At 62.0% G+C, this 25,530-nt stretch carries 28 protein-coding genes; 15 read left to right on the forward strand and 13 right to left on the reverse strand.

The annotated features are described in order from the left end of the window. Nucleotides 1-129: 129 nt before the first annotated feature. Both AC54AG_RS23440 and AC54AG_RS23445 read left to right on the forward strand, forming a co-directional pair. On the forward strand, nucleotides 130-1,158 hold the full coding sequence (locus AC54AG_RS23440; RefSeq protein WP_070304100.1) for an OmpA family protein: 1,029 nt from the start codon (nucleotides 130-132) through the stop codon (nucleotides 1,156-1,158). Between the two features lie 71 nt (nucleotides 1,159-1,229). Continuing rightward, nucleotides 1,230-2,177, forward strand: a complete 948-nt coding sequence (locus AC54AG_RS23445) for a YihY/virulence factor BrkB family protein (protein WP_034758909.1) — start codon at nucleotides 1,230-1,232, stop codon at nucleotides 2,175-2,177. A gap of 57 nt (nucleotides 2,178-2,234) precedes the next feature. Here the strand turns inward: AC54AG_RS23445 and AC54AG_RS23450 are convergent, their stop codons facing one another. The 3 genes from AC54AG_RS23450 to AC54AG_RS23460 form a co-directional block, all read right to left on the reverse strand. Further along, nucleotides 2,235-3,434, reverse strand: a complete 1,200-nt coding sequence (locus AC54AG_RS23450) for an AI-2E family transporter (protein WP_496631711.1) — start codon at nucleotides 3,432-3,434, stop codon at nucleotides 2,235-2,237. Nucleotides 3,435-3,506: 72 nt separating this feature from the next. Continuing rightward, entirely contained in the window at nucleotides 3,507-3,818 is a 312-nt protein-coding gene (locus tag AC54AG_RS23455; protein WP_034758914.1) for a BON domain-containing protein, read from the reverse strand. Nucleotides 3,819-3,900: 82 nt separating this feature from the next. After that, nucleotides 3,901-4,455 (reverse strand): hypothetical protein, encoded by a 555-nt coding sequence (locus tag AC54AG_RS23460; RefSeq protein WP_034758917.1) that lies wholly within the window; start codon nucleotides 4,453-4,455, stop codon nucleotides 3,901-3,903. Nucleotides 4,456-4,724: 269 nt separating this feature from the next. Between AC54AG_RS23460 and AC54AG_RS23465 the strand changes: the two genes are divergently transcribed. The 3 genes from AC54AG_RS23465 to AC54AG_RS23475 are packed head-to-tail and all read left to right on the forward strand — an operon-like array spanning nucleotide 4,725 to nucleotide 5,731. After that, entirely contained in the window at nucleotides 4,725-5,171 is a 447-nt protein-coding gene (locus AC54AG_RS23465; protein WP_034758920.1) for an outer membrane lipoprotein, read from the forward strand. A gap of 60 nt (nucleotides 5,172-5,231) precedes the next feature. Then, nucleotides 5,232-5,384 (forward strand): DUF3309 family protein, encoded by a 153-nt coding sequence (locus AC54AG_RS23470; RefSeq protein WP_010396415.1) that lies wholly within the window; start codon nucleotides 5,232-5,234, stop codon nucleotides 5,382-5,384. A 44-nt stretch (nucleotides 5,385-5,428) separates the two neighbouring features. Continuing rightward, nucleotides 5,429-5,731 carry a hypothetical protein gene (locus AC54AG_RS23475; RefSeq protein WP_219329638.1) on the forward strand — a complete coding sequence of 101 codons (303 nt, stop codon included), beginning with the start codon at nucleotides 5,429-5,431 and terminating at the stop codon, nucleotides 5,729-5,731. A 145-nt stretch (nucleotides 5,732-5,876) separates the two neighbouring features. Here AC54AG_RS23475 and AC54AG_RS23480 read toward each other — a convergent pair whose 3' ends face one another. The 7 genes from AC54AG_RS23480 to AC54AG_RS23510 all read right to left on the reverse strand — a co-directional run bounded on the left by AC54AG_RS23480 (nucleotide 5,877) and on the right by AC54AG_RS23510 (nucleotide 10,244). Next, entirely contained in the window at nucleotides 5,877-7,031 is a 1,155-nt protein-coding gene (locus AC54AG_RS23480; protein WP_139090914.1) for a patatin-like phospholipase family protein, read from the reverse strand. 136 nt (nucleotides 7,032-7,167) lie between these two features. After that, complete coding sequence (locus tag AC54AG_RS23485; protein ID WP_034758933.1) at nucleotides 7,168-7,506, reverse strand: hypothetical protein; 339 nt, start codon at nucleotides 7,504-7,506, stop codon at nucleotides 7,168-7,170. 21 nt (nucleotides 7,507-7,527) lie between these two features. Then, the gene (locus AC54AG_RS23490) at nucleotides 7,528-7,914 is read right to left on the reverse strand and encodes a phage holin family protein (RefSeq protein WP_034758936.1); all 387 of its coding nucleotides are present in this window, start codon (nucleotides 7,912-7,914) and stop codon (nucleotides 7,528-7,530) included. A gap of 17 nt (nucleotides 7,915-7,931) precedes the next feature. Then, nucleotides 7,932-8,234, reverse strand: a complete 303-nt coding sequence (locus tag AC54AG_RS23495; RefSeq protein WP_034758939.1) for an ElaB/YgaM/YqjD family protein — start codon at nucleotides 8,232-8,234, stop codon at nucleotides 7,932-7,934. A 58-nt stretch (nucleotides 8,235-8,292) separates the two neighbouring features. Further along, on the reverse strand, nucleotides 8,293-8,853 hold the full coding sequence (locus AC54AG_RS23500; protein ID WP_373917172.1) for a ferritin-like domain-containing protein: 561 nt from the start codon (nucleotides 8,851-8,853) through the stop codon (nucleotides 8,293-8,295). A 60-nt stretch (nucleotides 8,854-8,913) separates the two neighbouring features. Beyond that, complete coding sequence (locus tag AC54AG_RS23505; RefSeq protein WP_034758945.1) at nucleotides 8,914-9,813, reverse strand: OmpA family protein; 900 nt, start codon at nucleotides 9,811-9,813, stop codon at nucleotides 8,914-8,916. 26 nt (nucleotides 9,814-9,839) lie between these two features. After that, nucleotides 9,840-10,244: a DUF4398 domain-containing protein gene (locus AC54AG_RS23510; RefSeq protein ID WP_051992010.1), complete on the reverse strand. Its 405-nt coding sequence runs from the start codon at nucleotides 10,242-10,244 to the stop codon at nucleotides 9,840-9,842. A 256-nt stretch (nucleotides 10,245-10,500) separates the two neighbouring features. Between AC54AG_RS23510 and AC54AG_RS23515 the strand changes: the two genes are divergently transcribed. Both AC54AG_RS23515 and AC54AG_RS23520 read left to right on the forward strand, forming a co-directional pair. Next, nucleotides 10,501-12,537, forward strand: coding sequence for an AsmA family protein (locus tag AC54AG_RS23515; protein ID WP_496631712.1), 2,037 nt, complete (start codon nucleotides 10,501-10,503; stop codon nucleotides 12,535-12,537). 169 nt (nucleotides 12,538-12,706) lie between these two features. After that, nucleotides 12,707-12,925, forward strand: coding sequence for a YMGG-like glycine zipper-containing protein (locus AC54AG_RS23520; protein WP_034758955.1), 219 nt, complete (start codon nucleotides 12,707-12,709; stop codon nucleotides 12,923-12,925). An 85-nt stretch (nucleotides 12,926-13,010) separates the two neighbouring features. Here the strand turns inward: AC54AG_RS23520 and AC54AG_RS23525 are convergent, their stop codons facing one another. Continuing rightward, nucleotides 13,011-13,787, reverse strand: a complete 777-nt coding sequence (locus tag AC54AG_RS23525) for a Crp/Fnr family transcriptional regulator (protein ID WP_496631713.1) — start codon at nucleotides 13,785-13,787, stop codon at nucleotides 13,011-13,013. Nucleotides 13,788-13,961: 174 nt separating this feature from the next. Between AC54AG_RS23525 and AC54AG_RS23530 the strand changes: the two genes are divergently transcribed. From AC54AG_RS23530 to AC54AG_RS23545, 4 genes are all read left to right on the forward strand, one after another. Next, nucleotides 13,962-14,633 carry an outer membrane lipoprotein gene (locus tag AC54AG_RS23530; RefSeq protein WP_338681445.1) on the forward strand — a complete coding sequence of 224 codons (672 nt, stop codon included), beginning with the start codon at nucleotides 13,962-13,964 and terminating at the stop codon, nucleotides 14,631-14,633. A 165-nt stretch (nucleotides 14,634-14,798) separates the two neighbouring features. Then, the gene (locus AC54AG_RS23535; protein ID WP_219329640.1) at nucleotides 14,799-15,065 is read left to right on the forward strand and encodes a hypothetical protein; all 267 of its coding nucleotides are present in this window, start codon (nucleotides 14,799-14,801) and stop codon (nucleotides 15,063-15,065) included. Nucleotides 15,066-15,260: 195 nt separating this feature from the next. Next, complete coding sequence (locus tag AC54AG_RS23540) at nucleotides 15,261-15,407, forward strand: lmo0937 family membrane protein (RefSeq protein ID WP_010396376.1); 147 nt, start codon at nucleotides 15,261-15,263, stop codon at nucleotides 15,405-15,407. A 211-nt stretch (nucleotides 15,408-15,618) separates the two neighbouring features. Next, the gene (locus tag AC54AG_RS23545) at nucleotides 15,619-16,254 is read left to right on the forward strand and encodes a YiaD family glycine zipper/OmpA-like lipoprotein (RefSeq protein WP_070304156.1); all 636 of its coding nucleotides are present in this window, start codon (nucleotides 15,619-15,621) and stop codon (nucleotides 16,252-16,254) included. Nucleotides 16,255-16,324: 70 nt separating this feature from the next. Here AC54AG_RS23545 and AC54AG_RS23550 read toward each other — a convergent pair whose 3' ends face one another. Further along, nucleotides 16,325-19,171 (reverse strand): M16 family metallopeptidase, encoded by a 2,847-nt coding sequence (locus tag AC54AG_RS23550; protein WP_496631714.1) that lies wholly within the window; start codon nucleotides 19,169-19,171, stop codon nucleotides 16,325-16,327. Between the two features lie 294 nt (nucleotides 19,172-19,465). On the opposite strand from AC54AG_RS23550, the gene AC54AG_RS23555 reads away from it, so the two are divergent. From AC54AG_RS23555 to AC54AG_RS23565, 3 genes are all read left to right on the forward strand, one after another. Continuing rightward, a complete protein-coding gene (locus AC54AG_RS23555) occupies nucleotides 19,466-19,723 on the forward strand; it encodes a hypothetical protein (RefSeq protein ID WP_034758969.1) in 258 nt (85 codons plus the stop codon). An 83-nt stretch (nucleotides 19,724-19,806) separates the two neighbouring features. After that, nucleotides 19,807-21,354, forward strand: a complete 1,548-nt coding sequence (locus AC54AG_RS23560; RefSeq protein WP_331778819.1) for a TerC family protein — start codon at nucleotides 19,807-19,809, stop codon at nucleotides 21,352-21,354. Nucleotides 21,355-21,421: 67 nt separating this feature from the next. Then, the gene (locus AC54AG_RS23565) at nucleotides 21,422-22,000 is read left to right on the forward strand and encodes a DUF3617 domain-containing protein (protein WP_496631715.1); all 579 of its coding nucleotides are present in this window, start codon (nucleotides 21,422-21,424) and stop codon (nucleotides 21,998-22,000) included. Here AC54AG_RS23565 and AC54AG_RS23570 read toward each other — a convergent pair. Beyond that, a complete protein-coding gene (locus AC54AG_RS23570) occupies nucleotides 21,988-23,097 on the reverse strand; it encodes a porin (RefSeq protein WP_072456419.1) in 1,110 nt (369 codons plus the stop codon). The two genes, AC54AG_RS23565 and AC54AG_RS23570, sit on opposite strands and share 13 nt — an antisense overlap. A 320-nt stretch (nucleotides 23,098-23,417) precedes the next feature. Here AC54AG_RS23570 and AC54AG_RS23575 point away from each other — a divergent pair, with 320 nt between their 5' ends. Next, nucleotides 23,418-25,529 (forward strand): site-specific recombinase, encoded by a 2,112-nt coding sequence (locus AC54AG_RS23575; protein ID WP_496631716.1) that lies wholly within the window; start codon nucleotides 23,418-23,420, stop codon nucleotides 25,527-25,529. The last annotated feature ends 1 nt before the right edge of the window (nucleotide 25,530 follow it).

A 25,530-nucleotide genomic window follows, 5' to 3' on the forward strand; every position in this document is an offset into this window, starting at 1 on the left:
TCCAACAGCAGTGCATTTATCGCAAGAAAACGCACCTGGAAGTGTGGTCGATCTCTAGCAATAGCACGTGTAGCAAGATGTCGTTTTGATGCCGTAGAGAAAATCTCTTATCAACGTTGGGAGTTACTTGTGAATAATCTAAAAAAAATCGCCGTTGCCGCCGCAGTCCTGTGCTCTGCCCTCGGCGCACAGGCCCAGGAAATCAATCCCTCCTGGTATATTCAACCTAGCATCAACGCACTCAAGCCAGATTCCGACTTCGCCACGGATAAAACCGGCTATGGCGCAGGCTTGCGCTTCGGTAAGCCTGTTTCCCAGGACTGGGATATCCAGCTGGGCACCACGTATGCACGTTCCAAGGATGGCGGTCAGCGCTACCAGCAAAATACGCTGGGCGTAGACGGCTTGTACATGTTCTCGCGCAAAGCCTTCCGTCCCTTCCTGCTGGTCGGTGCCGGTATGCAACGCGACAAGGACACCAGCTTCGCCTTCGGTGAGCGCAGCAAGAGCTCGCCATACGCCAGCGTGGGCCTGGGTTTCCAGTCCAGCATCACGGATCAACTGTCCGTCCAGGCTGACGTGCGCAACGTCCACGGTTTCCTGCGCGGCAACACGTTCGACCCGAGCAGCAAGGCCAACAACTACTACGTGACCGTGGGCCTGAACTACGCGTTCAACAAACCGCCTGCACCGCCGCCACCACCGCCACCGCCGCCAGTGCGTGAAGAAGTGGTCGTGGTCGTGCCGCCGCCACCGCCGCCACCGCCACCAGCACGCTTTGAAAAAGTGACGATGTCGGCAACGGAACTGTTCGCGTTCGACAGCGCCAAGCTGGGTCCGACACAGACCAAGCTCGACGAAATCGCACGCGTGCTGACGGCAGCACCGGACGTCAACAACGTCGTCATCAGTGGTTATGCCGACCGCATCGGTTCGCCCAAGTACAACCTGAAACTGTCGCAGCAGCGCGCTGATGCAGTCAAGGAATACCTGGTCGCCCACGGTGTCGCCGCCAACCGCCTGACGGCCGAAGGCAAGGGCTCCACGAATCCTGTCGTCACGTGCAACAACAAGAAACGTGCCGACCTGATCAAGTGCCTGGAACCAAACCGCCGCGTTGAAGTGGAGCAAATCACCATCGAACGCCGCGTGCAGTAAGCTGAACAGTGGTACGCCACTTGTGAATTAAAAAAAAGGGGCTCGCGCCCCTTTTTGCATTGAAAGCCACCATGAATTTCTCTACCCGCTATCCCAAACTGGCCAGCCTGGCGCCGTTCAGCAAGCAGATGCGCAGTGTCCTCGTCTGTTCCGTCACTGAATGGCTGGAACACCGCGCCTCGAGCAAGGGCGCCGCCCTCGCCTATTACACCCTGTTTTCCATCGCCCCCATCCTCGTGCTGGTGATCGCCATCGCCGGCTTTTTCTATGGCCCGGCCGCCGCGCGCGGCGAGCTGATGGGGCAATTGCAGGGCTTGCTGGGCACGCAAGGCGCCGAAGCCATCCAGCTCGTGCTGGCCGGCGCGAAAAACCATGAACAGGGCCGCATCGCCACCCTCATCGCCAGCGCCCTGCTGCTGTTTGGCGCCACCAGCGTGTTTGCCGAGCTGAAAGCGAGCCTCGATGAAATCTGGCAAGTGCCGCCCTTGAAGGAAGCGGGCGCCTGGGACATGCTGCGCACGCGCTTGCTGTCGTTCGGCCTGGTGCTGGTGCTGGCCTTCCTGCTGATGGTATCGCTGGTGGTCAACGCCGCCATGGCCATCCTCGCCAACTTCTGGGAAGGCGTGTGGAAGGACACGGCTGTGCTGTTTACCATCCTGTCGAACCTGATTGGCTTTGCCGTCATCGCCAGCCTGTTTGCCGTCATCTATAAAATGCTGCCGCGCGTGCGCCTGTCCTGGCGCGACGTGCTGATCGGCGCCATCGGCACGGCTTTCATGTTTTCACTGGGGAAATATGCGATTGGCGTGTATATCGGCAATAGCGGCGTGGCCAGCAGCTATGGCGCGGCCGGTTCGCTGGTAGCCTTGCTGCTGTGGGTATATTACTCGGCACAAATCTTCTTCCTGGGCGCCGAATTCACGCGCCAGTTCGCCCTGCAACTGGGCAGCATGAAGGATATGCCGAAGACGGAAGACGGCGACCTGCAAGTGAAGATATTGAAACGCCACCAGTCGTAGGCAGTCTGCACGCAACAACGGCGCCCGCGGGCGCCGTTGTTCTTATGCAGCATCAACTTACTCGCCCAGCAATTCCGCCACCACTTCCATGCCCTGCACGCGCTCGGCCACGACCTTCACGATGACGATGATGGGTACGCCCAGCAGCAAGCCCCAGACGCCCCACAGCCAGCCCCAGAACAGCAGGCTGATAAAGACGGCCGTGGGGTTCATGCGGGCGATGCGCCCCGTCATCCACGTGGTGACAAAAGTGCCAACCAGGGTGGCGATGGCCATCGACGTGCCCGTCACCAGCAAGACCATTTCCAGCGATTCGAACTGCAAAAAGGCGACGAGCCCCGTGGCGATGGTGATGAGCAAGGGGCCGAAGTACGGCATGATGTGCAGCAAGCCGGCCACAATGGCCCAGGCGCCCGCGTTTTCCAGGCCGATCACGCGCAGGGCGATCCACATCAGGACGGCCAGCAAGCCATTCGTGACGAGCAGCATGAACATATAGTTCTGGATCGAGGTATTGATGTCTTCCAGGATGTGCACGGTGACCTTCTTGCGGCTCAGCGACGGTCCCGTCAGCTTGACGAGCTTGCGCTTGAAGGTGTCGCCCGACAGCAGCAGGAAAAACACGAGGAAGATGACCATGGTGGCCTGGCTGACAAAGCCCACCAGACCCAGCGAGCCGGCCCAGACCCAGTCCATGATCTTGAAATTGGGGCCTTCGGACGCTGCCGCGGCGCGGCGGTTGTTGCGGCGCGCTTCGGCGCCGGCGGTCACTTGCTCGATCTCATTGGCCACGGCCTGCATCTTCTGGAAGGTGCTGTTCTTGCCGCCCGTATTGGCGGCGATCAGGCGCGACAGTTTATGCGTGGCGGCAGGCAGCTCTTCAACGATGGATTCGAATTCGCCCTGCACGCGCTCGACCACGACGATGGAGCCGAACAGGATCAGGGCCGTGACGGCCGTGGTGCCGATGGCGCGCGGCAGGCGCAGCTTTTCCAGCCAGGCGACGACGGGATTGAGGGTGTAGGCAATGAAAATGCCGAAGATGACGGGAATGAGGAATTTCTGTGCCCACTGCAGCGCATAAATGAAGCTGACGGTGGCGATGATGCCCAGCGCCATGCCACGCGCATTGACATGCAGCGGCAAACGCAAGGATGCGTCTAGGTGCTCCACGGGCGTGCCGGAAGGTGGCCCGGCAGGCTCGGTGGAGGCAGCCGCCACCGGCTCGGGCGGGGTATCTGAAGGCTGGATATGCATGCGATTCCCGCGACGGTCGGTGGTGGGCCGCAGCACCAGCCGTGGGGCTGGCCGCTGCGGCGGGTCAGGCCATTACTTGACGCGGATATCGTTTTTCACCGACTTCACGCCCTTGACGCCACGGGCAACTTCACCCGCTTTGGCGGCATCGGCTGGCTGGGCAACGAAGCCGCTCAGCTGAACCACGCCCTTGAAGGTTTCCACGTTGATTTCCGTCGATTTCAGGGTAGGCTCATTGAAGATGCTGGCCTTCACTTTGGTGGTGATCGCGGCGTCGTCGATGTACTCGCCCGTGCCTTCCTTGGTTGGGGTCGAAGCGCAACCTGCAACGGCGAACAGGGAAGCGACGAAAAGGCCAGTAGCGATAGATTTAGTGAATTTCATGGTTTTTTCCTTAGGAGTGGTCAATCAATGTGCTCACAATGAGCTTCTTATACCAGTGTGGTGACTGCGCGCCGGATGGAGCTCAGTAGCCAAACTGGGTTTTTGCAGCCTTGATACAGTCATCCTTGGCTGCGCCGGCTAATGCATCGCATTTTTCTGTCGCGACCTTGTACTCGGCTTTTCTTTTTGCTTCACGCGCATCGCTGCGCGCTTCGATGACTTTCTTGTCCGCCTTGGCGTCGGCCAGGGCCGCCACCTTGGTGGACTTGGCCAGCTTGACGCAGACATCCTTGTCGTTGCCGGTCACCGCATTGCAGCGCGCCAGGTCGACGTCGTAATTGGCATCGGCAATCTTGATGCGCGCCTTGGTGTAGGCGCGCAGGGTATTCGTATATTGCGCCTGGGCCACGGCTTCATCGTAGGTACGCACGGCCTTCGCTTCGGCGATGCAGACATCCTTCGGGTTGCCCGTGATTTTTTCGCACTCGGCATGCGCCAGCTTGTAGTTCAGGGCCGCCTGTTCATTGGCCGCCTTGTAGGCTGCTTTTGCTTCCGGCGTGGCGGCCACTGCCTGGCCGCCCCAGGCGGCGCATGCCAGGCTGACGACGATGGCGGTGAAAAGCTTATTCTTGTTCATATTGTATTTCTCCCTGGTGGTACCAAACATGTCTGCTTGGCATGACTACCGTTTTACGTGGATAGTCGCCGCTCTTCTGTACGCTGCCGTACACAAGTAATTTATTTTGAAAGCGAAAGGGATACAGGGAGAAATAACAACGTTTTGGTGGATCGCCACGGTAAAAAATACCATTTTTGGCAGCAAATAACTACGTGCGGCAGCGTACAGACCCGGGACGGGGGCATGACTAAGATGGCACTACACCCTCACCTCGTCAGGAGAATAAAATGAAAACCAACGCCACCTTGGCCGCACTGATGCTCGCCGCCACCGCCGTACTGAGCGGTTGTGCCACCGGCCCTTCCCAATCACAACAGTATTACCCGGCCAACCAGCCTGAGTCCGCCATGTACGGCACCGTCGATTCCATCCAAATCGTGCAGGGTGGCGGCCAAACCAGCGGCGCCGGCGCCGTGGTCGGCGGCATCGCCGGCGCCCTGCTGGGCAATACCATCGGTTCGGGCAGCGGGCGCACGGCCGCTACCGTGGCGGGCGCCGTCGCCGGCGGCGTCGTGGGCAACCAGGTCGAAGGCCGCAAGCAGCAGGCACAGGCTTATCAGATCAGCGTGCGTCTCGACAACGGCGAATACCGTACCGTGGTGCAAGACAACGCCAATGATTTGCGCCCGGGCAACCGCGTGCGCGTCGTTGACGGCCGCGTCTACCGCTATTAATCCACTGGCCGGGCTTGCCAGCAAGCCTGCGCCGGACCATGCACCAAACAAGGAGATACCATGGGCACCATCATTCTGATCATCTTGATCCTGGCCCTGGTCGGCGTCCTGCCCACCTGGCCGCATAGCCGCAACTGGGGTTACGGCCCCAGCGGCATCGCCGGCTTGGTCGTAGTGATACTGATCCTGCTATTACTGACAGGCAGGTTGTAAAAAAAGGCGCTACGGCGCCTTTTTTATTTCAAGGAGGAAATATCATGACTATCCACAACACACTCTTGGCGACCCTGTTCGCCTGCAGCCTGGCGCCGCTGGCACTGGCCCAGACAGCCACGCCGCAGCCAGGCGACCCGCAACGCTGGTACCAGGAAGACAGCACGGCGCAAGCCCAGCTGCGCACTCTGCGCAAAGAAATCGCCGCCGCCCTGGCCGAAGCCAAAAAAGCCTGCCGTACGGAACCGTCCGCCGCGCGCGCCACCTGCCTAAAGGATGCACAAGACACGTACCGGCAAGACATGGCGAATGCGGAAAAACTGCGTGCAGCGGCGCATACGCAGTGATGACTCTTGCTCTGTACTCTTGCAACGCCTGGCAAAACCGTCGCGAGAGGAAGGGAGAGGTGGCCAAGAAGCGCAACCGTACATCTAGTACGGTGAGCATCGCAGGCCGCCTATACCGACGCGCAGCAGTTTTTGACAGGCGTCACTAGGCGGCGTCGCGTTCGTAGGGTGGCAGTTCGTGCACCACGAGCGGCGTATCTTCCGTGACAAAAGCCAGCCAGCCGGCCGCCTTGATCGCGCGCAAGCCATCCTGGTAGCCCTGCTCCCAGCGCCATTCGATCGAGCCCTTGGAGAAATTGATATCCTTGGCCGCCATGTGCCAGTCGCGCCCCGCATACGGCAGGCGCACGATGTGCATGGTGCTGTCGCAACCGAGCGCCACCAGTTCTTCCGTCTGCTGGCGGTTGTGCTTGGTGTCGGGCAGGCCGGCATACAGTTCGCGCAATTTGCGCTGCAAGGTGTGCGTGTTCACATAATCGGCGATATGCCGCTTCGAGCGCGACGCGAAGGTGACATCCTTTTGCCGCGTCTGCACTTCATCGAGGGTGGTCGGTTCCGGCCCTTCCGAGCTCCACAGATCCACCATGAAGACCAGGGTGTCGACGTGGGGCGTGTCGTCGAGCACGGTTTCGAGCGGCGTATTCGAGTACAGGCCGCCATCCCAATATAAATCGCCATCGACGCGCACGCCGGCAAAGCCGGGCGGCAAGGCGCCGCTGGCGCGGATATGGTCGGCCGTCAGGGCTTGCTGCTGGCTGTCGAAACTGGTGAGGCTGCCGCATTTGACGCGCAGGGCGTTGACCGTCAGGCGCATGCCGCCCGGCTCGTTCAGGTAATCGAAGTCGACCAGTTCCTCAAGGGTGCTGGCCAGCTCGCTGGTGTCATAAAAACTGGCCTCTTCCGGCTTGACGGCGATTCCGGCAGGAAACAGGCTGAAGGTGCGCGGCTTGAAGAAGCCGGGCACGCCGCGCAGCACCGTATCGAGCGTGGCCAGCCAGATGTTCGAGCGGCGCTGCTGGTCGGAGACCAGGTTCATGTCGATGCTGTCGCGGTGCGCCACGCGCTGCCAGAACTGTTTCAGGCGCACGAGCCGGTCTTCGTGCTTGTTGCCAGCCAGAATGGCGGCATTGATGGCGCCGATAGAGGTGCCCACCACCCAGTCGGGCGCCAGGCCATGTTCGTGCAGCGCATGGTAGACGCCGGCCTGGTAGGCGCCCAGTGCGCCGCCACCCTGTAGCACCAGCACGATGCGCAGGCGCGAGGGATTTAACTGATTGATCGGTGTCTTCGAATGCGTCATCAAGATGGCCCCTCTGTCCGCCGCGCGGAATGCGGCGTGAATCATTGTAAGGGATTGCGTCAGTGCGCGCCGGACCTTGGGTGCAGGCAAAAAAAACGCCGTCAATGACGGCGTTCCTGTGCAACACGGCTGGCGTTCAGCGCTTGCGGCGCAGCCAGCTGGCGGCAACGGCGGCAACGGCCACGAGGACCAAGGCCGGCTTGACCAGCTTCTTGCGTCCGATAAACGATAGCGCCGTCAGCACATAGGGCATGGCGCCTTGCAGCCGCATGCCGCCCGGCGCCAGCAGGGACTCGACGCGGTGGCCGGCAAAGCCGACCGCCGTCTCGACCACGCCCTGCAGCATCGACTCGGGACGCAATGCATAGCCCACGTTGGCGCGCGCATGCACGATGCCCACGCGGTACATTTCGCCCTGGGCGATCAGCAGGCGCTTGCGGGCGGCTTGCGCCGCCAGTTTGTCGGTTTCCGACATGAATTCTCCTCGTGAGGCAGCTTACATCAGCATGTCGCGGTCGGCCTTCAATTCCGCCATGGTGGCCGGCATCGACAGCTTTCCTTGACGCAGCATGGCGCGCGCATACATGACCAGCGCGATGGCCAGCAGTACGAACACGACCGTCATGATCGCCAGGATCTTCCAGCCCAGGCTATCCCAGGCGAGGAAAACGATCAGCACGCTGCCGTAAGCGATGGCAAACAAGCCCGCCACCGTCGCCAGCGCGAAAATGACAATCAGCTGCAGCATGTGATTGCGCACTTCCGACAGCTCGATGGTGGCCAGTTCCAGCCGCGACAACATCAGTCCGACGGCGTTTTTGGCCAGGCCGGCGACCGAGCCGATCAATCCCGGCCCCTGGTGAGACGAAGCAGACTTGTCCATATCGCTCCTGTATGGGATTACTTGCGGCCCAGGATGAAGCCGACCAGCACGCCGACGCCAGCGGCAACGGCCACCGTGCGCCATGGGTTTTCCTTGACATAGCCGTCTGCCTGGGCAGCCATCTGCTTGGTGGCGACGATGGCCGACGCTTGCGCTTCATGCGCCTTGGCCAGGGCGGCGTCCAGGGTTTTCATGCCCTTGATGCGTACTTCATCGGCTTTTTCGCCAGTCAGGGCAGCAGCGGCGCTGAACAGGGCTTGTGCATCCTTGACCAGGGTTTTGACATCGTTATTAACGGTAGTGATATTATTTTCCAACATGGTTTAGCTCCTTAGCTGTGGATGAATGTAGTTACTATACCTACTTTACTCAAAAACACTATTCCATTAGATCGCGCATATCATCGGCGTGCTCTTCTTCAACAGCCATGATTTTGATCAACAAATGGCGTGTGGTCGGGTCTTTGTCGCCGATTTTCACGATCATCTGGCGATACGACTCGATCGCTACCCGCTCCGCGATCAGATTGGCACGCACCATGCTCTGCACGTCTTCGGAGTCATCATACTCGGCATGGCTACGCGCAAGCAATGTTGCAGGATTAAAATCTGGCTTGCCATTCAATTGCACGATGCGTTCGGCCAGCCAGTCCGCATGTTCCTGCTCCTGCTGCGCATGCTCGAGGAACTCGGCCTTGATGCTGCCATTGTCGCGTCCGCTTACGGTGTAGTAATGGCGTTTATAGCGTGCGATACACACCAGCTCGGTGGCCAGCGCCCCATTCAGCAGGGTAATTAACTCCTCGCGGTCGGCCTGGTAGCCGGCCGTCACGGCGCCATCGTCCAAATTTTTCGCGGCAGCGCGGATGGCCGCCGTATCGATGCCAGCTGGAATCTCAACAGATGTTGGTGTCATGATGTTTCCTTTCAAGTCTTGCATGGGTATCCACCGGCCAAGGTTCGGCCGGTGCTGCCTTTGGCTTACAACGTCCCAAGGCGTTTAACGGCGGGCGGGAATCGCGGTGTTATCTTCCGACAGCACGATTTCCACCCGGCGATTCAACTGGCGGTTTGCCGCCGTGTCATTGCCGGCGGCCGGATAGGCGGCGCCATAGCCTTTGGTGGCGATGCGGTCGCGGCTGATGCCTTGCTCCAGCAGCGCATTGCGCACGGATTCGGCGCGGCGTTGCGACAATTCCAGGTTGTGCGCGGAGCCGCCCGTGCTATCCGTGAAGCCTTCGATCAGCACGGTGCGCTGCGGGTTGTTTTTCAGCACATCAGCCAGCTTGCGCGCCGTATTCGCGCCATCGGCCGTCAGATTCGCCTTGTCCGTGCCAAACAGCACGTCGCCCAGGGTGATCACCATACCGCGTTCGGTTTTCTTGGCGGCCAAGTCGGCCAGCTGCGCCTCGAGTCCGGCGGCGCGGGCTTGCGCATCGCGGGCCGACGCTTCGGCCGCTTGCGCCTGGGCCTTGGCCGCTTCCGCATCGGCCTGCGCCGACTGGGCGCGCGCAGTGGCCTGGTCAGCCTGCTGCGTGCGCGCATCGAGGCGCAATTGATCGCGCTGCTTGCCGGCGTTGGCGATATCGGCTTCCGCAGCTTTCTGCTTGGCGACTTCTTGCGCCGTGGCTATCTTTTGCTTGGCCAGGTAGGCCAGCTTGTCGACTTTTTCGCTATCTTCCTGGCGCGTGGCGGCCGCGTTCGCCGCTTCCAGGGCAGCGCTCGCTTCGCGGAATTCGCGTGGCGCATAGGTCGACACGATCGGGTTCGATTGCGCCGCCATGTAGTCGCCGCGGGTCTGGTCGAGCAGGCTGGTGGTGGTCGGTGCGGAGCTGCAGGCGGCGACAAAGGCGGCCATGGCCAGCAGGCCGGGAATGGTGGTGTAAGTAGCTTTTTTCATGATGGGGTCCTAGTTATTGTTATTAGTTATTGTTTTGGGGCTTGCTGATTGGCGCGGTCGAGCTCTTCGCGCATGACGCGGATGTTCTCGTTGATCTCGTCGGCGGCGCTGGTGGCCTTGGCCGAGTTGGCCTTGCTTTGCGCCAGCTTGGCATCGGCTTGCGCCTGGTCGGCCAGGTCGCGTGCCGTCTTGTAGTCGCGGTCTTTCAGGGCCTGGTTGGCCATGCGCATTTTTTCGCGGGCCGAACGCATTTCATCGGGCGCCAGGTCGGCGGCGCCGGCACTGGCGGCGTTATCGACGGCGGCGCGCGACACGGCAACGTCGGCCGTGGCTGGCGTTTTCAGGCTGGAACAGCCCGTCATCAGGACAACGGCGGTGGCGCAGGCGGCCAAGGCGGCCAACGGGGACATCTTGAAATCTCGGTTTGTCATTTTTCTTCTCCTGGAGAATGTAAGCAGTAAGGTTCATACGTCGGTGCATCTGGAATCAGGAACGGCGTTTGATGTAGACGTTATAGGCTCCGGCTCCCCGCATATCCGTTCGGTGCCGCACATAGGGTAGGAAATCGACAATACTTGCATGGGCAACGTGCGCTAGCGCACGTGCCCGCCAGTAAAACCTGAAACGGCCCCGGCTTCAGGACGATTCCTGTAGCATCATGACTACTTGTACAGAAAGAATCCGCTCATGCCGCTCTCCCGCCGTCAGAAAATAGCCCTCGCCAGCACCGCCGTACTCATCGCCGTGCCCGTCACGGCTTCCATCGTCCTGCTGAACATGGACTGGAACCGCGCCAAACCCTGGCTCAACGCGCGCGTCAGCGAAGCGCTGGCGCGGCCGTTTGCCATCGAGGGCGACCTGGCGCTGACGTGGCAGCAACCGACGGCTGGAGGAAAACAAAGCTGGCGCGACTATTTGCCATGGCCGCACCTGCAGGCCAAGGATGTGCGCCTGGGCAACCCGAGCACCATGGCTGGGACGGATGACGAAGCGCAGCTGGCCAGCGTCAGCCAGCTGGCGTTCTCGCTCAATCCGCTGGCCCTGCTGGACAAGAAAATCATCATCCCGCAATTGCGCTTCGACACGCCGCAGGTGCGCTTGCTGCGCAACAAGGACGGCAAGAACAACTGGACCTTCGACAAGCAGGAACAGCCGTCGCCGTGGCAGCTGGAATTGCAAAGCGTGGTCTTCAGCAAGGGCACCGTGACCCTGGATGATGGCGTCAGCAAAACGGCCATGCGCGCCGATGTCGACACCATTGCGGGCGACGCGCGCTACGGCATCGCCTGGACGCTGTCCGGCAAATACCGTGGCGAAACCGTCAAGGGCGGCGGCAAGGCGGGCGGCGTACTGTCGCTGCAGCAGCAAGGCACGCCCTTCCCCATCCAGGCCGACATGCGGGCGGGCGGCAACAGCATGGCCATCGAAGGCACGCTCACGCGTCCGGCGAACCTGGCCGCGCTCGACGTGCGCCTGAAGCTGTCCGGCCCCAGCATGGCGCGCCTGTATCCCTTGACGGGCGTGCTGCTGCCGGAAACGCCGCACTTCAGCACGGAAGGCCATTTGACGGGCACCCTGGCGCCGCGCGGCGGCGAGTGGGTATACGACAAGTTCAGCGGCAAGGTAGGGTCGAGCGACATCAGCGGCAAGCTGGCTTTTTCCGCCAGCACGCCGCGCAAGCGCCTGACGGGCGAAGTCCACTCGCGCCTGCTGCAATTTTCCGACCTCGGTCCGCTGGTGGGCGCCGATTCCAGCGCCAGCAAGAAGGAACGGGGCGTGGCCTCGACGCAGCCGGCTGGCCGCGTGCTGCCGGTGGAAACGTTCAAGACGGAGCGCTGGACCAGCCTGGACGCCGACGTGCGCTACACGGCCGACAAGATCACGCGCGACGCCGAGCTGCCGATCAGCAAGCTCGACACGCATGTGGTGCTGACGGATGGCGTGCTGTCCTTGACGCCGCTCAACTTCAACGTGGCGGGCGGCACCCTGACGTCGCAGATCAAGCTCGACGGCAGCGGCAAGGTCATCGCCAACGGCATCGCCGCCGAACTCAAGGCCAGCGCGCGCCATTTGCACATCCAGCAACTGTTCCCCCGCCTGCCTGCCCTGCAGGCCAGCGTGGGCGAAATCAATGGCGACGCTTCGCTGTCGGCCACGGGCAATTCCGTCGCCACCCTGCTGGGCAGCTCGAACGGCGAAGTGCGCGCGCTGATCAACCGGGGCAGCATCAGCAAGCTGCTGCTGGAAGAAATGGGCTTGAATATCGGCAGCGTCGTGCTGGCCAAACTGTCAGGCGACAAGCAGGTCAAGCTGAACTGCATGGCCGCCGATTTCGCCGTCACCAAGGGACTGATGCGCACGCGCCAGTTCTTCGTCGACACGGATGACGCCGTCCTGAATATCGACGGCACGGTGAACCTGGCCGATGAACGGCTGGACCTGACCCTGCGGCCGGACAGCAAGGGCTTGCGCGTCTTTTCGCTGCGCTCGCCCCTGTATGTGCATGGCACTTTCAGCAAACCCGACGTGAGCGTCGACAAGGGCGTGCTGGCCCTGCGCGCCGGTGGCGCCCTGGCGCTGGCCGTGGTGGCGCCCGTGGCGGCGCTGCTGCCGCTGGTCAATGCCGGTCCCGTCGAGGATAGCGAATGCGCGGCACTGCTGGCCCAGGCGCGCGTCAAGCCAGTCGCCCCCAAGCCGGGGAAAGCCGTACGCAAGGTGCGCTGAACGGGGTGTGGGTGCCTTTACAATTGTTACACACCTATGTGCGTTGCCGAACAGACCCTGCCTTGTCGCAATCCTATCCTGTGATCGTGCCTGAAACACACGGCGTCACGAAGTCATCCGGCCCATACCATGCCGGCGCCACGAGGTCCGAATTCATAGGAGAACTATCATGCAAATCATTAAAAAAATCGCCGCTACCACTTCCGTTGCTGCCCTTCTGCTGAGCCTGACGGCTTGCGCCAACATGTCCGGTCAGGATAAAAACACGGCCATCGGCGCCGGCGTCGGCGCCGTTGCCGGTTCCGTGCTGACGGGCGGTAGCGCTGTCGGCGCAGTCGGCGGCGCCGCTGTCGGCGGCGTGATCGGTAACCAGGTCAAGCCGAAGTAATCGATGATGAAAAAAGCGGGGTGGGTGCGCAGGCGCCCGCCCCGCTTTTTTGCGTCTGCGGTATAAGCTTTAAAAAAAACAGGAATCAGACGAAGACGTTGGCCATGCCGATGGTGCCGCTATCTTTGACCAGCTCGTAGCAGCGGCAGGAAACGGCTTCCAGGCCGGCCGAATCGAGGATCTCGATATTGCCACGGCTGTAAGTGATGAGTTTTTGCTGTTGCAGCGCACTGGCCGCCTTGGTCACGCCGACCCGCCGCACACCGAGGGTATGGGCGAGGAATTCATGCGTGAGGTGAAATTTTTCGGACTGCAAGCGGTCGCGCGTGATCAGCAGCGAACGGGCCAGGCGCGCCTCGAGCACGTGGAAGCGGCTGCACACGGCAATCTGGATGGCTTGTGCCAGCAGGGTGTCCGTGTAGCGGTACAGCAAACGCTGCAGGGACTCGAGCTGGGCGAACTCGGCGCAGAAATCGGCCCGCGCGATGCGGCTGGCCGTGCCGGAACGTTGCACGACTGCGCGCACTTGCGCCAGGTCATGACCGAGCGCGACGGAAGCGCCCAGGACGCCTTCGCGGCCGACGGAGCCCACTTCCAGGGTCATGCGGCCTTCCGCCACGGCCAGCAGCGAGATCAGGCAGTCGCCGGGGAAATAGATGTGGGCGATAGGCTGGCCAGGTTCGTACAGCACCTCGCCCACCTCGACGGTGACGGTATCGAACAGCGCCGTCAGGTGCCGCAAGTCGTGCTGGGGCAGGCTGGCCAGCAAGCGGTTGCCGGCGTCAGGCGCGCCCATGGGCGACCCCAGGCCGGATCGGCCTGTATCGCGGGACAGGGTCGTGCTGGCGTTCGTTAGTGGCATTGCTTTTCCTTGGTGTCGTTACAACTCGACATAATTTTTACCTAGCCTACGGTGCAGTACCGTCCCTGTATGTACGGTGACGCACGGAAGCGGGGCAAGCGGTACAGCACACTGGCCGCATGCACGGATAACACGCACTACCCATTTCATTATTTTAAAAACAAGGAGCCTTCCATGACCACCACCACCAAATCCCTCCATCCGCTGGTGCTTGCCGCCGCCGTCGCCGTCCTGCTGTTTTGCGGCGTCGGCACGGCGGCCCTGATGGGCTGGCTGCCTTCGTCCCAGGGCGATAGCCAGCCGCTGGCAGCCAGCACCTCGGCCGAGCAGATGGCCAGCCTGCAGGCGAACCAGCCGCCAGCGAACCTGCAGCCTGCCGGCGCGCAGCCGCTGGCCGCCCTGCCGCCACAGCAGCAGCAACAGCAACAGCAACAGCAGCAACCGGTGCGCCAGCCACAGCCCCAGCCGCAACCACAGCAACAATACGCAGCAGCCCCGGCGCCGCAAGTGTGCAGCAATTGCGGCGTGATCGAAGCCATCCATGAAGTCAATACGCGCGCCGAAGGCAGCGGCGTGGGCGCGGCCGGCGGCGCCGTCGTCGGCGGCTTGCTGGGCAACCAGGTAGGCGGCGGTCATGGGAAGCAACTGGCTACCGTGCTGGGTGCCGTTGGCGGCGCCGTGGCCGGCAACCAGATCGAAGGCAGCGTGCGCGCCACGCGCAGCTACAACATCGTCGTGCGCCTCGATAACGGCAAGACGCGCACCGTGCACCAGAGCGCCGCGCCGAACTGGCGCCAGGGCGACCGCGTGCGCATCGTCAACGGCGGCTTGCGCGCCATGGGCTAAGCGAACCGCGGCGGCGCCGCTGCCGCGATTAGTTGCAAATTCAACACTCGCCCGGCCCGTCCGGGCGTTTTCTTTTTGATAATGTTCGTTGGCGTACAGATGAGTTTGCCGTCCCGCGAGATGATGCATTCAAGAAAGTTCAACGGATGTCTTCAAGGAGATGCGATGGAAAACGACAAGACAGGCAGCCGCCGGATCTGGCTCGGCTTTATCGGTGGCGGCGCATTGGCCACCGCGCTCGGCTTCTGCGCGCTGGACCTGGCGCCCGTGCAAGCGAGCGCGCCCGTGTTTGGCGTGATGCTGTTGCTGACGGGCGGCATGGTCAGCTGCCTGGCCGGCGCCATCGGCCTGGCCGGCATGCTGGCCTGGATACCGGGCATGGATGGCGAACAGGAAACGCCACCGCTACGCGAGCGGAATTTGGCCAAATAAGCTGGCTAAATCAGGAATAAGTTGGGTAAATAAGGCTTGTGTACGGCACCGTACAGAAAATTTCAGAAACAAAGTAGACAATAAGTCATGGCATCAGCGTTCAGCGACCCAGTCGCCGCGCAATGACAAAAACCGATGACAGCGCCCGGCCAAGGCAGCCGCCGTCATCCACACATTACTCTCGGAGGACACATCATGCTGTATACAATCGCCGTCGTACTCATTATTCTTTGGCTGCTGGGCCTGGTAACTTCCTATACCATTGGCGGCTTCATTCACATTCTGCTGGTGGTCGCCGTGATCATGGTGCTGCTGCGTTTGATCAGCGGGCGCGGTTTATAGAGGCCAGCGCACTGGCCAGACAGGGCGGCGCGCGTGCAAACGGCGCCGCCTTTTTGCCGCCTTTTGCATACAGTGCGTGCGCACTGGCACGCCGCGGCATTTTGCAGTAACGTGTGCAGGTAATTCCTGGGTATGTCCCAATAACAAAACAAGGAGAAAATCCATGAAAGAAACATTCAAAAAAGGCCCTGGTGCCAAATCCCTGATCGGCATGCTGGTGATCGCATTGGCCGCCACCGGCTGTGCTGACATGTCCTCGACGCAGCGTGGCACGGCCACGGGCGCCGGCATCGGCGCGGGCCTGGGCGCCTTGATCGGCGGCACCACCGGTGGCGGCAGCAGCGGCCGCACGGCCGGCGGCGCCCTGATCGGTGCCGCAGCTGGCGCCGTGGTCGGCAATATCTGGTCGAACCGCATGGAAAACCAGAAGCGCGCGATGGAACAAGCGACACAGGGTACTGGTGTGCAAGTGTCGCAAACGGCCGATAACCGCCTGAAAATGGAAATCCCGAGCGACATTTCCTTCGACACCAACCGTGCCGACATCAAGGGCAACTTCCGCCCCATCCTCGACCGCTTTGCCGCCACCCTGAATGAAAACCCGAACACCACGGTCAGCATCATCGGCCACACGGACAGCACGGGCAGCGATTCCATCAATGAGCCGCTGTCGGTGGAACGCGCAGCCCACACGCGCGACTACCTGTCGATGCGCGGCGTCTCGCCGACCCGCGTCGTGACGGAAGGCCGCGGCGCCCGCGAGCCGATCGCCTCGAATGCCGATGCATCGGGACGCGCACGCAATCGCCGCGTGGAAATCTATGTAGCCGAGCTTGCCCCACGCTAAGCTGACACGCATCAATAAAAAACCCGCCGGCAAGGTAACTTGCCGGCGGGTTTTTTCCATGTAAAACAGCTTATTTCGACGTCGTTGCCTTGGCGCCGCTTTCACCCTCTTTCGCCACCTTGGCGAAGTCGCCCGCCACCACCACCGAGACGGCCGATGGCTTCAGGTATTCGCGCAGGCCCTGGTTCACTTGCGCCAAGGTCAAGGCGGCCACTTTCGCTTCCAGGTCCTTGTCGTACGCCATCGTGCGGTCCTGCGCCAGGTAGCCAGCCAGTTCGCGCGCCAGGCCCGCGTCCTGCGTGCGGCCCACTTCTTCCGATTGCAGCCAGCCTTTCTTCGCTTCAACCAGTTCGGCTTCCGTGAAGCCGTCGGCCAGCACCTTGGCGATTTCCTCGCGCAGGGCCGCTTCCACCTTGACCGTGTTTTGCGGCGCGCTGATCGCATACGCCATCCAGTATCCGGCCGGCTCGCGCGACGGGATGCTCACTTGTGAACCGACGCCGTACGACAGGCCTTCCTTCTGGCGGATGCGGTCGGCCAGGCGGCTGCGCAAGGCGCCGCCACCGAGCATGTGATTGGCCATCAGCAAGGCCGGATAGCTGGCGGCATCATCCTTGAGGGGAATCGGCTGGATGGCGAACAGCACGCTGTTGGCCTTGTCCGGCGTTTCCAGCGTGACTTTCTCGCCGCTGACGGGCTTGACGGCGTCAAGAATGCGCACATACGGCTGCTGCGCCTTCCAGCTGCCGTACAGGCTGGCCACTTGCGCCTTCAGCGCGGCTGGATCGAAGTCGCCGACGGCGGCAAAGGTGGCGTTCGACGCGCCATAGTAGGCGCCATGGAAGGCTTTCACATCGGCAACCTTGATGGCTTTCCATTGCGCCAGTTCCGCCGGCAAGGTGGCCACGTGGCGCACATGGCCTTCCGGCGTGGCGTCGAGCAGGCGGCGGAAGGCGTTCACGGCCAGCGGCTGCGGTTCAGGCAATTCCTGCTCCGCGCGGCCGACGCGCTCGCGCTGCAATTCCAGGAATTCCGTTTCGCTCAGGGCCGGCTTTTGCAGCACTTGCGCCAGCAGGTCCATGGCGGCCGGCAAGTTCTCGCGCTTGCCCGTCAGCATGGCGGTGACGCCCTCGGCGCCGCCCGTGATGGCCACTTGCGTACCCAACTGGTCGAACTTGTCCTTCACTTCCTGGCGCGACAGTTTATCCGTGCCGCGCGACAGCAGATTGGCCGTGTAGCTGCCCACTTGCCCCTTGCCGCGCAAGCTCTCTTCGCTGCCGATCTGCAATTTCAACACGACGCTGACGGTATTGCCCTTGGTTTTCTTCGGCAGCAAGGCGCCCTTCAGGCCATTCGGCAAGGTGAAGCGCGTGGTGCGCGCTTCGATATTGTCGGGGCTCGGGTCGAACGCTTCGCCCTGCGCCACGACGGCGCGGCCCGTGTAGCCGGCCAATTGCGGCGCCACGTCGGCGTAGGCCGGCACGACGGTGCGGTCCGGCGCATCGGTAGGGATGAAACGGCCCAGCGTGCGGTTCGAGCTCTTCAGGTATTTCTCGGCCGCCGCCTGCACCTGCGCCGTCGTCAGCTTGTCGAGCTGGTCGCGCTGCAGGAAGAACAGACGCCAGTCGCCGGCCGCCAGCGATTCCGTCAGGGCGATCGTCATGCGCGCCGTGTTCGACGTGATCAGTTCGACCTGCTTGTTCAGCTGCTGTTTCACACGCGCCACTTCCGCGTCCGTGACCGGCTGCGACTTCAAGTCTTCCAGCACTTTCAGCATGGCCGCTTGCGCCGCGTCGAGGTTGCCATCGACAGGCACCAGCGCGCCGAACAGGTTGTAGCCCGGCTCCAGGTTGCTCACGGAGTTGTATTCGATCTTGCTGGCCAGCTTGGTTTCCACCAGCGCCTTGTGCAGGCGGCCGGCCGGTGCATCCGTCAGCACGTGGCCGAGCACCTCAATGGCGACGGCGTCCGGATTGCCGGACGGTGCCACGTGGTAGCCGGCGCCGACGAACTGCGTGCCGCCGCTGCGGCGCACCGTCACGGCGCGCTCGCCATCCTGCACCGGTTCGGCCGTGTAGGTCGGTTCGATCACGCGCGTCGGTTTCGGGATCTTGCCGAACAGTTCATTGATCTGCTTCAAGACCTTCGCTTCATCGAAGCGGCCCGCCACCATCAGCACGGCGTTATCGGGCTGATAATATTTATGGTAAAACGCGCGCAGGCGGGGAATGTTCACCTGCTCGATGTCGGAACGGGCGCCGATGGTCGACTTGCCGTAGTTGTGCCAGTCGTAGGCGATGGCCTGGATGCGCTCGCTCGTCACGCCGATCGGATCGCTCTCGCCCATCTCGAACTCGTTGCGCACGACCGTCATTTCACCCTTCTGCGTCTTCGGATTCCACAGGTCGTTCTGGTCGATGGCCGCGTTGACCATGCGGTCCGCTTCCATGGCCAGCATCTGGCGCAGATTGTCGTCGTTGGCGGGGAAGGTGGCGTAGTAATTGGTGCGGTCGTACCAGGTGGTGCCGTTGAACTGCGCGCCCGTCGAGTTCAGGATCTCGACCGGGGTTTTCGTGTCCTTCTTGATGCCGAAGTTGGCGCTGGGCTTGAACAGCAAGTGCTCGAGCAAGTGGGCCATGCCCGTTTCGCCATAGTTTTCATGGCGCGAACCGACCAGGTAGACGATGTTGGTGGTCAGGGTCGGCTTGCTGGCATCGGGGAACAGCAGCACGCGCAAGCCATTGGCCAGCCGGTATTCGGTAATGCCTTCGACGGACGTGACCTTGACGGCGGCGGCGCGGTTCGGCGCGGCCTTGCCGGTTTTCTGGGTCGGTGCCGCTTCGACGGGGGTGGCGGCCAGGATGAACGACGGCGACAAGATGCCGGCGGCAAGCAGGAGGGCGGTAATTGGTTTCAAGGCAGAGTCCTGGTAACACTACATGATTGGGCAAGGCGCAACAGCAAGCGCCATGGAATACATACTGAGTGCAAGAATGATCACGGAGCTTGCGCTGCGTCTTCGCCACTACGTGAAATTATTGCCATTTCACAATTTACGTCATGCTTGTCACTTGCGCAAGTCCCTGTCATCAAGCTGTTATCTGCCCGTGTTATACTCCACGGTTCCAGAACTATCTGCCTGTATATGAGACGAGCTCTCGTCCTGCTCTGCCTTTTTGTTTTCATCGCGTTACCCCAGGCGTTCGCCAGCATGGCCTACGCCAGCCCCTCCCCATTCCAGCACCTTGATGTCGCCGGCGTTACCGCCACGCCTGCCGCCGATTGCCACGATGCCGGCCAGCCCGGCGACAGCTGCGACGCCAACGAATGCGACAACGATCCCATCACGCTGTACCCGAGCTCGCGCCAGGCCGTACCGTTTTACGCCATCATTTGGCAAGCGGGACCGGGCGCACTTTCCGAAGCGGACGTGCGGCTGGCCACCCGGCCGCCGCGCGTCCGCCACTGAGACGAACACGGCAGCACCCATCACGCCCGGGGCACCAGCCGCCAGGCAAGCTTGATACTTACTGACTTTACAAGGTTACACACATGGAATGGTTATTTGACCCGACAATCTGGGTCGGCCTGCTGACGCTGGTCGTACTGGAAATCGTACTGGGCATCGACAACCTGATTTTCATCGCCATCCTGGCCGAGAAGCTGCCGCCGCACCAGCGCGACAAGGCCAGGGTGCTGGGCCTGACCCTGGCCCTCGTCATGCGCCTGGGCCTGCTCTCGCTGATTTCCTGGCTGGTCACCCTGACGACGCCATTGTTTTCCATATGGACATTCTCGTTCTCGGGGCGCGACCTGATCCTGCTCCTCGGCGGCATGTTCCTGCTGTTCAAGGCCACCAGCGAACTGCACGAACGCCTCGAAGGCGTCACGCACGCCCAGACGGGCCCGAAAGTTTACGCCGGCTTCGGCCTCGTGGTGGCGCAGATCGTCGTGCTCGACGCCGTCTTTTCGCTCGACGCCGTCATCACGGCCGTCGGCATGGTGGAAAACCTGTACGTGATGATGGCGGCCGTCGTCATTTCCATCGTCGTCATGATGCTGGCCTCGAAAGTGCTGACGCGCTTCGTCAACGCCCACCCCACCGTCGTCGTGCTGTGCCTGAGCTTCCTGCTGATGATCGGCCTGTCGCTGGTGGCCGAAGGCCTGGGCTTCCACATTCCGAAAGGCTATCTGTACGCGGCCATCGGCTTTTCCATCGTCATCGAGTTCTTCAACCAGCTGGCGCGCCGCAACTTCCTCAAGCTGCAATCGAACGCCCCGCTGCGCGACCGCACGGCGCAAGCCGTGCTGAGCCTGCTGGGCGGACGCAAGGGCCGCGAAACCGTCGAAGAGCACGAAGTCAAGGAATTGCCCGACGTCTCCGCCTTCGGCGTGGAAGAGCGCAACATGGTCAGCGGCGTGCTGACCCTGGCCGAGCGCTCGATCCGCTCCGTGATGACGCCGCGCGGCGACGTGTCGTGGGTCAACCTGAACGACAGCAGCGACAAGATGCTGCAGCTGCTGCGCGACACGCCGCACAGCATGATTCCTGTCTGCAATGACGACCTCGACAATGTGGTCGGCATCGCGCGCAGCAAGGACCTGATCGAGGACCTGGTGTCGCACGGCAAGATCGACCCGGCCAGCATGCGCGAAGCCGTCGTCGTGCCGGAAGCGGCCGGCGTGCTGAAAGCCATGGAAACGCTGAAGCGCTCGCGCGGCCAGCTGGTGCTGGTGGTCGACGAGTTCGGCACAGTGCAAGGCGTGCTCACGCCGATCGACATCCTCGAAGCCATCGCCGGCGAATTCCCCGACGAGGACGAGCAGCCCGACGTGGAAGTGCTGGGCCCCGGCCACTGGCGCATCGACGGCGCGACGGACCTGCATTACCTGGAGCAAGTGTTCGAGACGGAAACCCTGGTCAGCGAAGACGGCGAATACAACTCGCTGGCCGGCTTCCTGCTGGCGCATTTCGAAAACATGCCGGCCGTGGGCGAAGTGCTGGAACTCGACGATCTGCGCTATGAAATCCTCGAGGCCGACGAGCGCCGCATCGCCAGCGTCGACGTGCGCCGCATCGAGCCTGATCACAGTTTGTAACACAATGGCAAGCGTGCCCCGCTTGCCATGCCGTATGCTGGGGTCTGCCTTTTTTGGAGACGCCAACATGAAACATTCTTTGCTACGCCTGAGTCTGCTGGCTTGCGCCGCCTTGGGCAGCCAGGCCAGCGCCCAGGCCGCCTCGCCCTCCACCACCATCAAGCCGGGCCTGTGGCAAGTCGACAGCAAGATGGCATCGCCCGACGCCGCCACCGACAACGCCATGTCCATGGTGTTGCAGCAGCTGGGCAACCTTCCTCCCGATCAACGCAAGCAGCTGGAAAGCATGGCGGCCAGCCGCGGCATGGCCATGCCCACCGTGGGCGCAGACGGCGCCGTGCGCGTGACGGCGTGCGTGACGCCGGAAATGGCCGCGCGCAAGCAGATTCCCACGGGCCAGCCCGGCGATTGCACCTCGAAGAACAAGGATATCGCGGGCGGCATGCACGTGTCGTTCACGTGCGCGAATCCGAAATCGAGCGGCGAAGGCAAGGTCTTGTTCAGCGGCGAGCAGGCGTTCAACATGCAGCTGGCGGTGACCACCAGCGCGCGCGGCACGCCGGAACAGGTGAATGTAACGAGCAACGGCAAGTGGCTGGGAGCAACGTGCCCTGCGCGATCAAGCGCTGCTGGTCAGAAACCGTGACGGAAGCCCATATTGAAGGCGGCATCGCCGCGGCCCGCATCGCTGGCATTGCCCACCGTGTAGCGGGCGCCATTCTTGTTGTGGATCTTCGCGTAGGACGCGTAGAAATCGCTGCGTTTTGACAGCGAATACGTGAGGCCGACGGCCACCTGCTTGGCATCGCGATCAGCCAGGTCGCGGTCATCCTTGCGCACGTACGAGGCCAGCAGCTTGAAGCCGCCCACGGGCACGGACACGCCCAGCAAGGTGTCGCGGCTGTCCGACGACGACATCGACAGGGCCAGCGAGCTGTAGGCATTGTTCGGATCCCACGGCGAACTGCCATAGCCCTTGTTCACGCCCACGGCGGCAAAGGCGGTGGCCACTTTCAGGTCGATATTGGCCGCGATCAAGGTGTTGCGGGCCGACATGTCGATGGCGGGCAAAGTGCCGGAGGCGAGGATGAAGTTGTTCTTGCGCTGGTGCGACACGCTGACATTCACGGCGCCGGACGAATAGCCGAGGGTGGCGCCATACGCGCGGTTGTTGGCGCTGCTGTACGGCGACTCGCCGAAACTGTAGATGGCGCTGGCGGTCACGCCGCGCAAGGCGGGAGTGACGTATTTGACGGTATTGTCGTAGCGTTTCACGCTGTAGCCGGCCAGATTGCCGGCGCTGCCGGCCATGCCGCCCTTGAACGGGTCGGCCACGTCGGTCAGGGTCAGGTATTGCAGATTGTACTGGCGCCCCAGAGTCAGTGCGCCCAGGCGGCTGTCGAGGCCCACGTAGGCCTGGCGGCCGAACAAACGGCCCTCTTCCGACTGGCCCGTGTCATTCTGGATGCCCGCTTCCAGGGTAAACACGGCGGAGACGTCATTTCCCAGCGCTTCGCGGCCCTGCACGCCCAGGCGCGAGCCGGACGCGACGCCGCCGGACACCTTGGCGCCGGCGCAATTGGCGGCGCAGCCGCGTTCGGCCACGATGCCCGCGTCGAGCACGCCGTACACGGCAACGTTACTGGATGCGGCACTGCCTGCGCCATCGGCAGCCTGGGCCGTCGCGCCCAGCGCGAAAGGCCCCATCCCTATCACAGCAAGCGCAAAATACGAGGTCTTCATGATAAATATCTCGGTAACGTGAGTTGAAACTTCCCGGTATTGATCAGGACATGCGCTGTGTGTCTGATCTCAGTGTTACCTTATCCCCGCTTTTTGTCCAGCCATCCGTGCGTTGTACAACAGAAACTTCAGCTTAGCCCCAGGAAATGCGTCGTACACTGACAACACGCAAGATTGACCATGATTGGTGGCAATTTGCGGCAAAATAGCGTGAATTGCAGGCCCTGCCGTAAAGCAATGTTCGGTGGCGAACGTTGCGCGATCTGACGCAGGCGGTACACTACTGGTTTTACCGACAGCGGCTCGCCCGTTTTTTCTGCATGCTAGCTATCCTCGAACGCATTGACCCCAACTCCAGCAATATCGACTTGCTGGTGGAATTATTCAACTCACTGCGTCCCAAGCGCTCCCACGACAGCGCCACCGCGATTGCCAACGTGCGCACCCTGCGCCAGCTACTCAAAGGTAACCCCGCGCAAGCGCGCGCCCTGCACGAATACGTGCTGCGCGTGCTGGCCGCGCGCCGCCACGCCAGCCTGTACACCGATATCGGCGTGCTGTCGAACAGCGGTTTTTTCACGGAATTGAAACGCCGCATCGCCTACCGCATGCTGCCGCCCGCCCTCGGCGATGAGTACCTGAACGACGCGCTCGACCAGGTGCTGTACCTGAAGACCGATTATTTGTGGATCAGCAACGTGCCGGCCACGGACTGGCTGGAACTGTTCGACGTGCTGACCAGCGACGATATCGAACTGGCCGTCGGCGATGGCAACATCATGCTGCCCGGCATGCTCGACGCCATCCGCACCCTGTCCTACCGCGTCTGCGCCATGGGGCTGGAACCGGAACTGACGCGTTTCCACAATGAAATCGAAGTGTTCCAGTCGCCGTTTATGGTGCAAAACACGGAAGTGAACGCCTACCTGGACGCCTACACGAGCCTGCTGCACGGCGACATCGAGCACATCGAGGACGCGCGCCATTTGCTGGTGATGCTGGACCAGTGCGACGCCGTCATCGCCAAGATCCGCAAGAAGGCGCTGTACCAGGGCACCAGCATTCCCCTCACGTATTTATTGGTAGCCTTGGCGCAAAGCATCGAGCGCCTGCGCAAGCTCCTGTTCCTCGTCGACACGAGCGGCGAACTGCCCGCATCGAACAACGTGGACATCGCCGCCATCACGGTCGACGCCACGCAAGACTTGCTGCACCCGCAACCCGTCAGCCGCCGCCGCGCGGGCGCCGTCGGGCTGGCGCTGGAACTAATACGCGCGCATAACCACAAGTACAAGGTCAGCGACCTGTTTTCCGACAATATCAACTTGTTGGCGCGCAATGTGACGGAAAACGCCAGCCGCACGGGCGAGCACTACATCGCGGAAAACCGCCGCGAAATGGGCGCCATGTTCCTCTCGTCCGCAGGCGCCGGCATCATCATTGGCTTCATGGCTCTGTTCAAGATACTGATGTCGTATCTGCGCTCGGCGCCGCTGGTCGAAGCGTTCATGTTCAGCATGAATTACTCGATCGGCTTCATGTTCATCCACTTGCTGCACTTCACGGTCGCCACCAAGCAGCCGGCCATGACGGCCTCGCGCATCGCCGCCGGCCTGCACAGCAAGGATGGCCGGAATATCGACCTCGACAGCATGGCCGAACTGATCAACAAGGTCTTCCGCACGCAAAACATGGCCGTGCTGGGCAACCTGGCCACCGCCATTCCCACCGCTTGGCTGATCGCACTCGGCTACAAGGCGATCACGGGGCACAACCTGGTCACGCCCGAGAAGGCCATGCACTTGCTGCACGATATCGACCCCATCGGCAGCCCCGCCATCTTCTACGCGATGATCGCCGGCGTGTGCCTGTTCGTCGCAGGCCTGATTTCCGGCTACTATGACAACCAGGCCCTGTACACGCGCTGGGCGCAGCGCATCGCGCAATTGCGCGGCCTGGGCCGGGTGATCGGCCAGGAGCGCTTGCAACGGCTGGGCCTGTATCTGGAAAACAACCTGGGCGGGCTGATGGGTAACTTCTATTTCGGTATCTTGCTGGGCTCCATCGGCACCCTGGGCTTTTTGATCGGCTTGCCGATCGATATCCGCCACATCACGTTCTCGGCCGCCAACTTCGCCACGGCCCTGGTGGGCCTCGACCACAACATGAGCTGGCAACTGGCCGTCAAGTCGCTGTCGGGCATCTTCGCCATCGGCACGGCCAACCTGCTCGTCAGCTTCGGCCTGGCCCTGTGGGTGGCCCTGCGTTCGCGCCAGGTGCGCTTCAAGCACGGCATGCAATTATTGAAGATTCTGGGCAAGCGCTTCCTGCGCTCGCCCATCGTCTTCTTCTTCGGCTCGAAAAACCCGCCACCGCTGGCACTGCTTGACGAGTCGGCAACCCTGTCACTGACGAACAAGGCTCAAAAATGAC

Source organism: Janthinobacterium sp. BCJ23 (genome assembly GCF_059617945.1).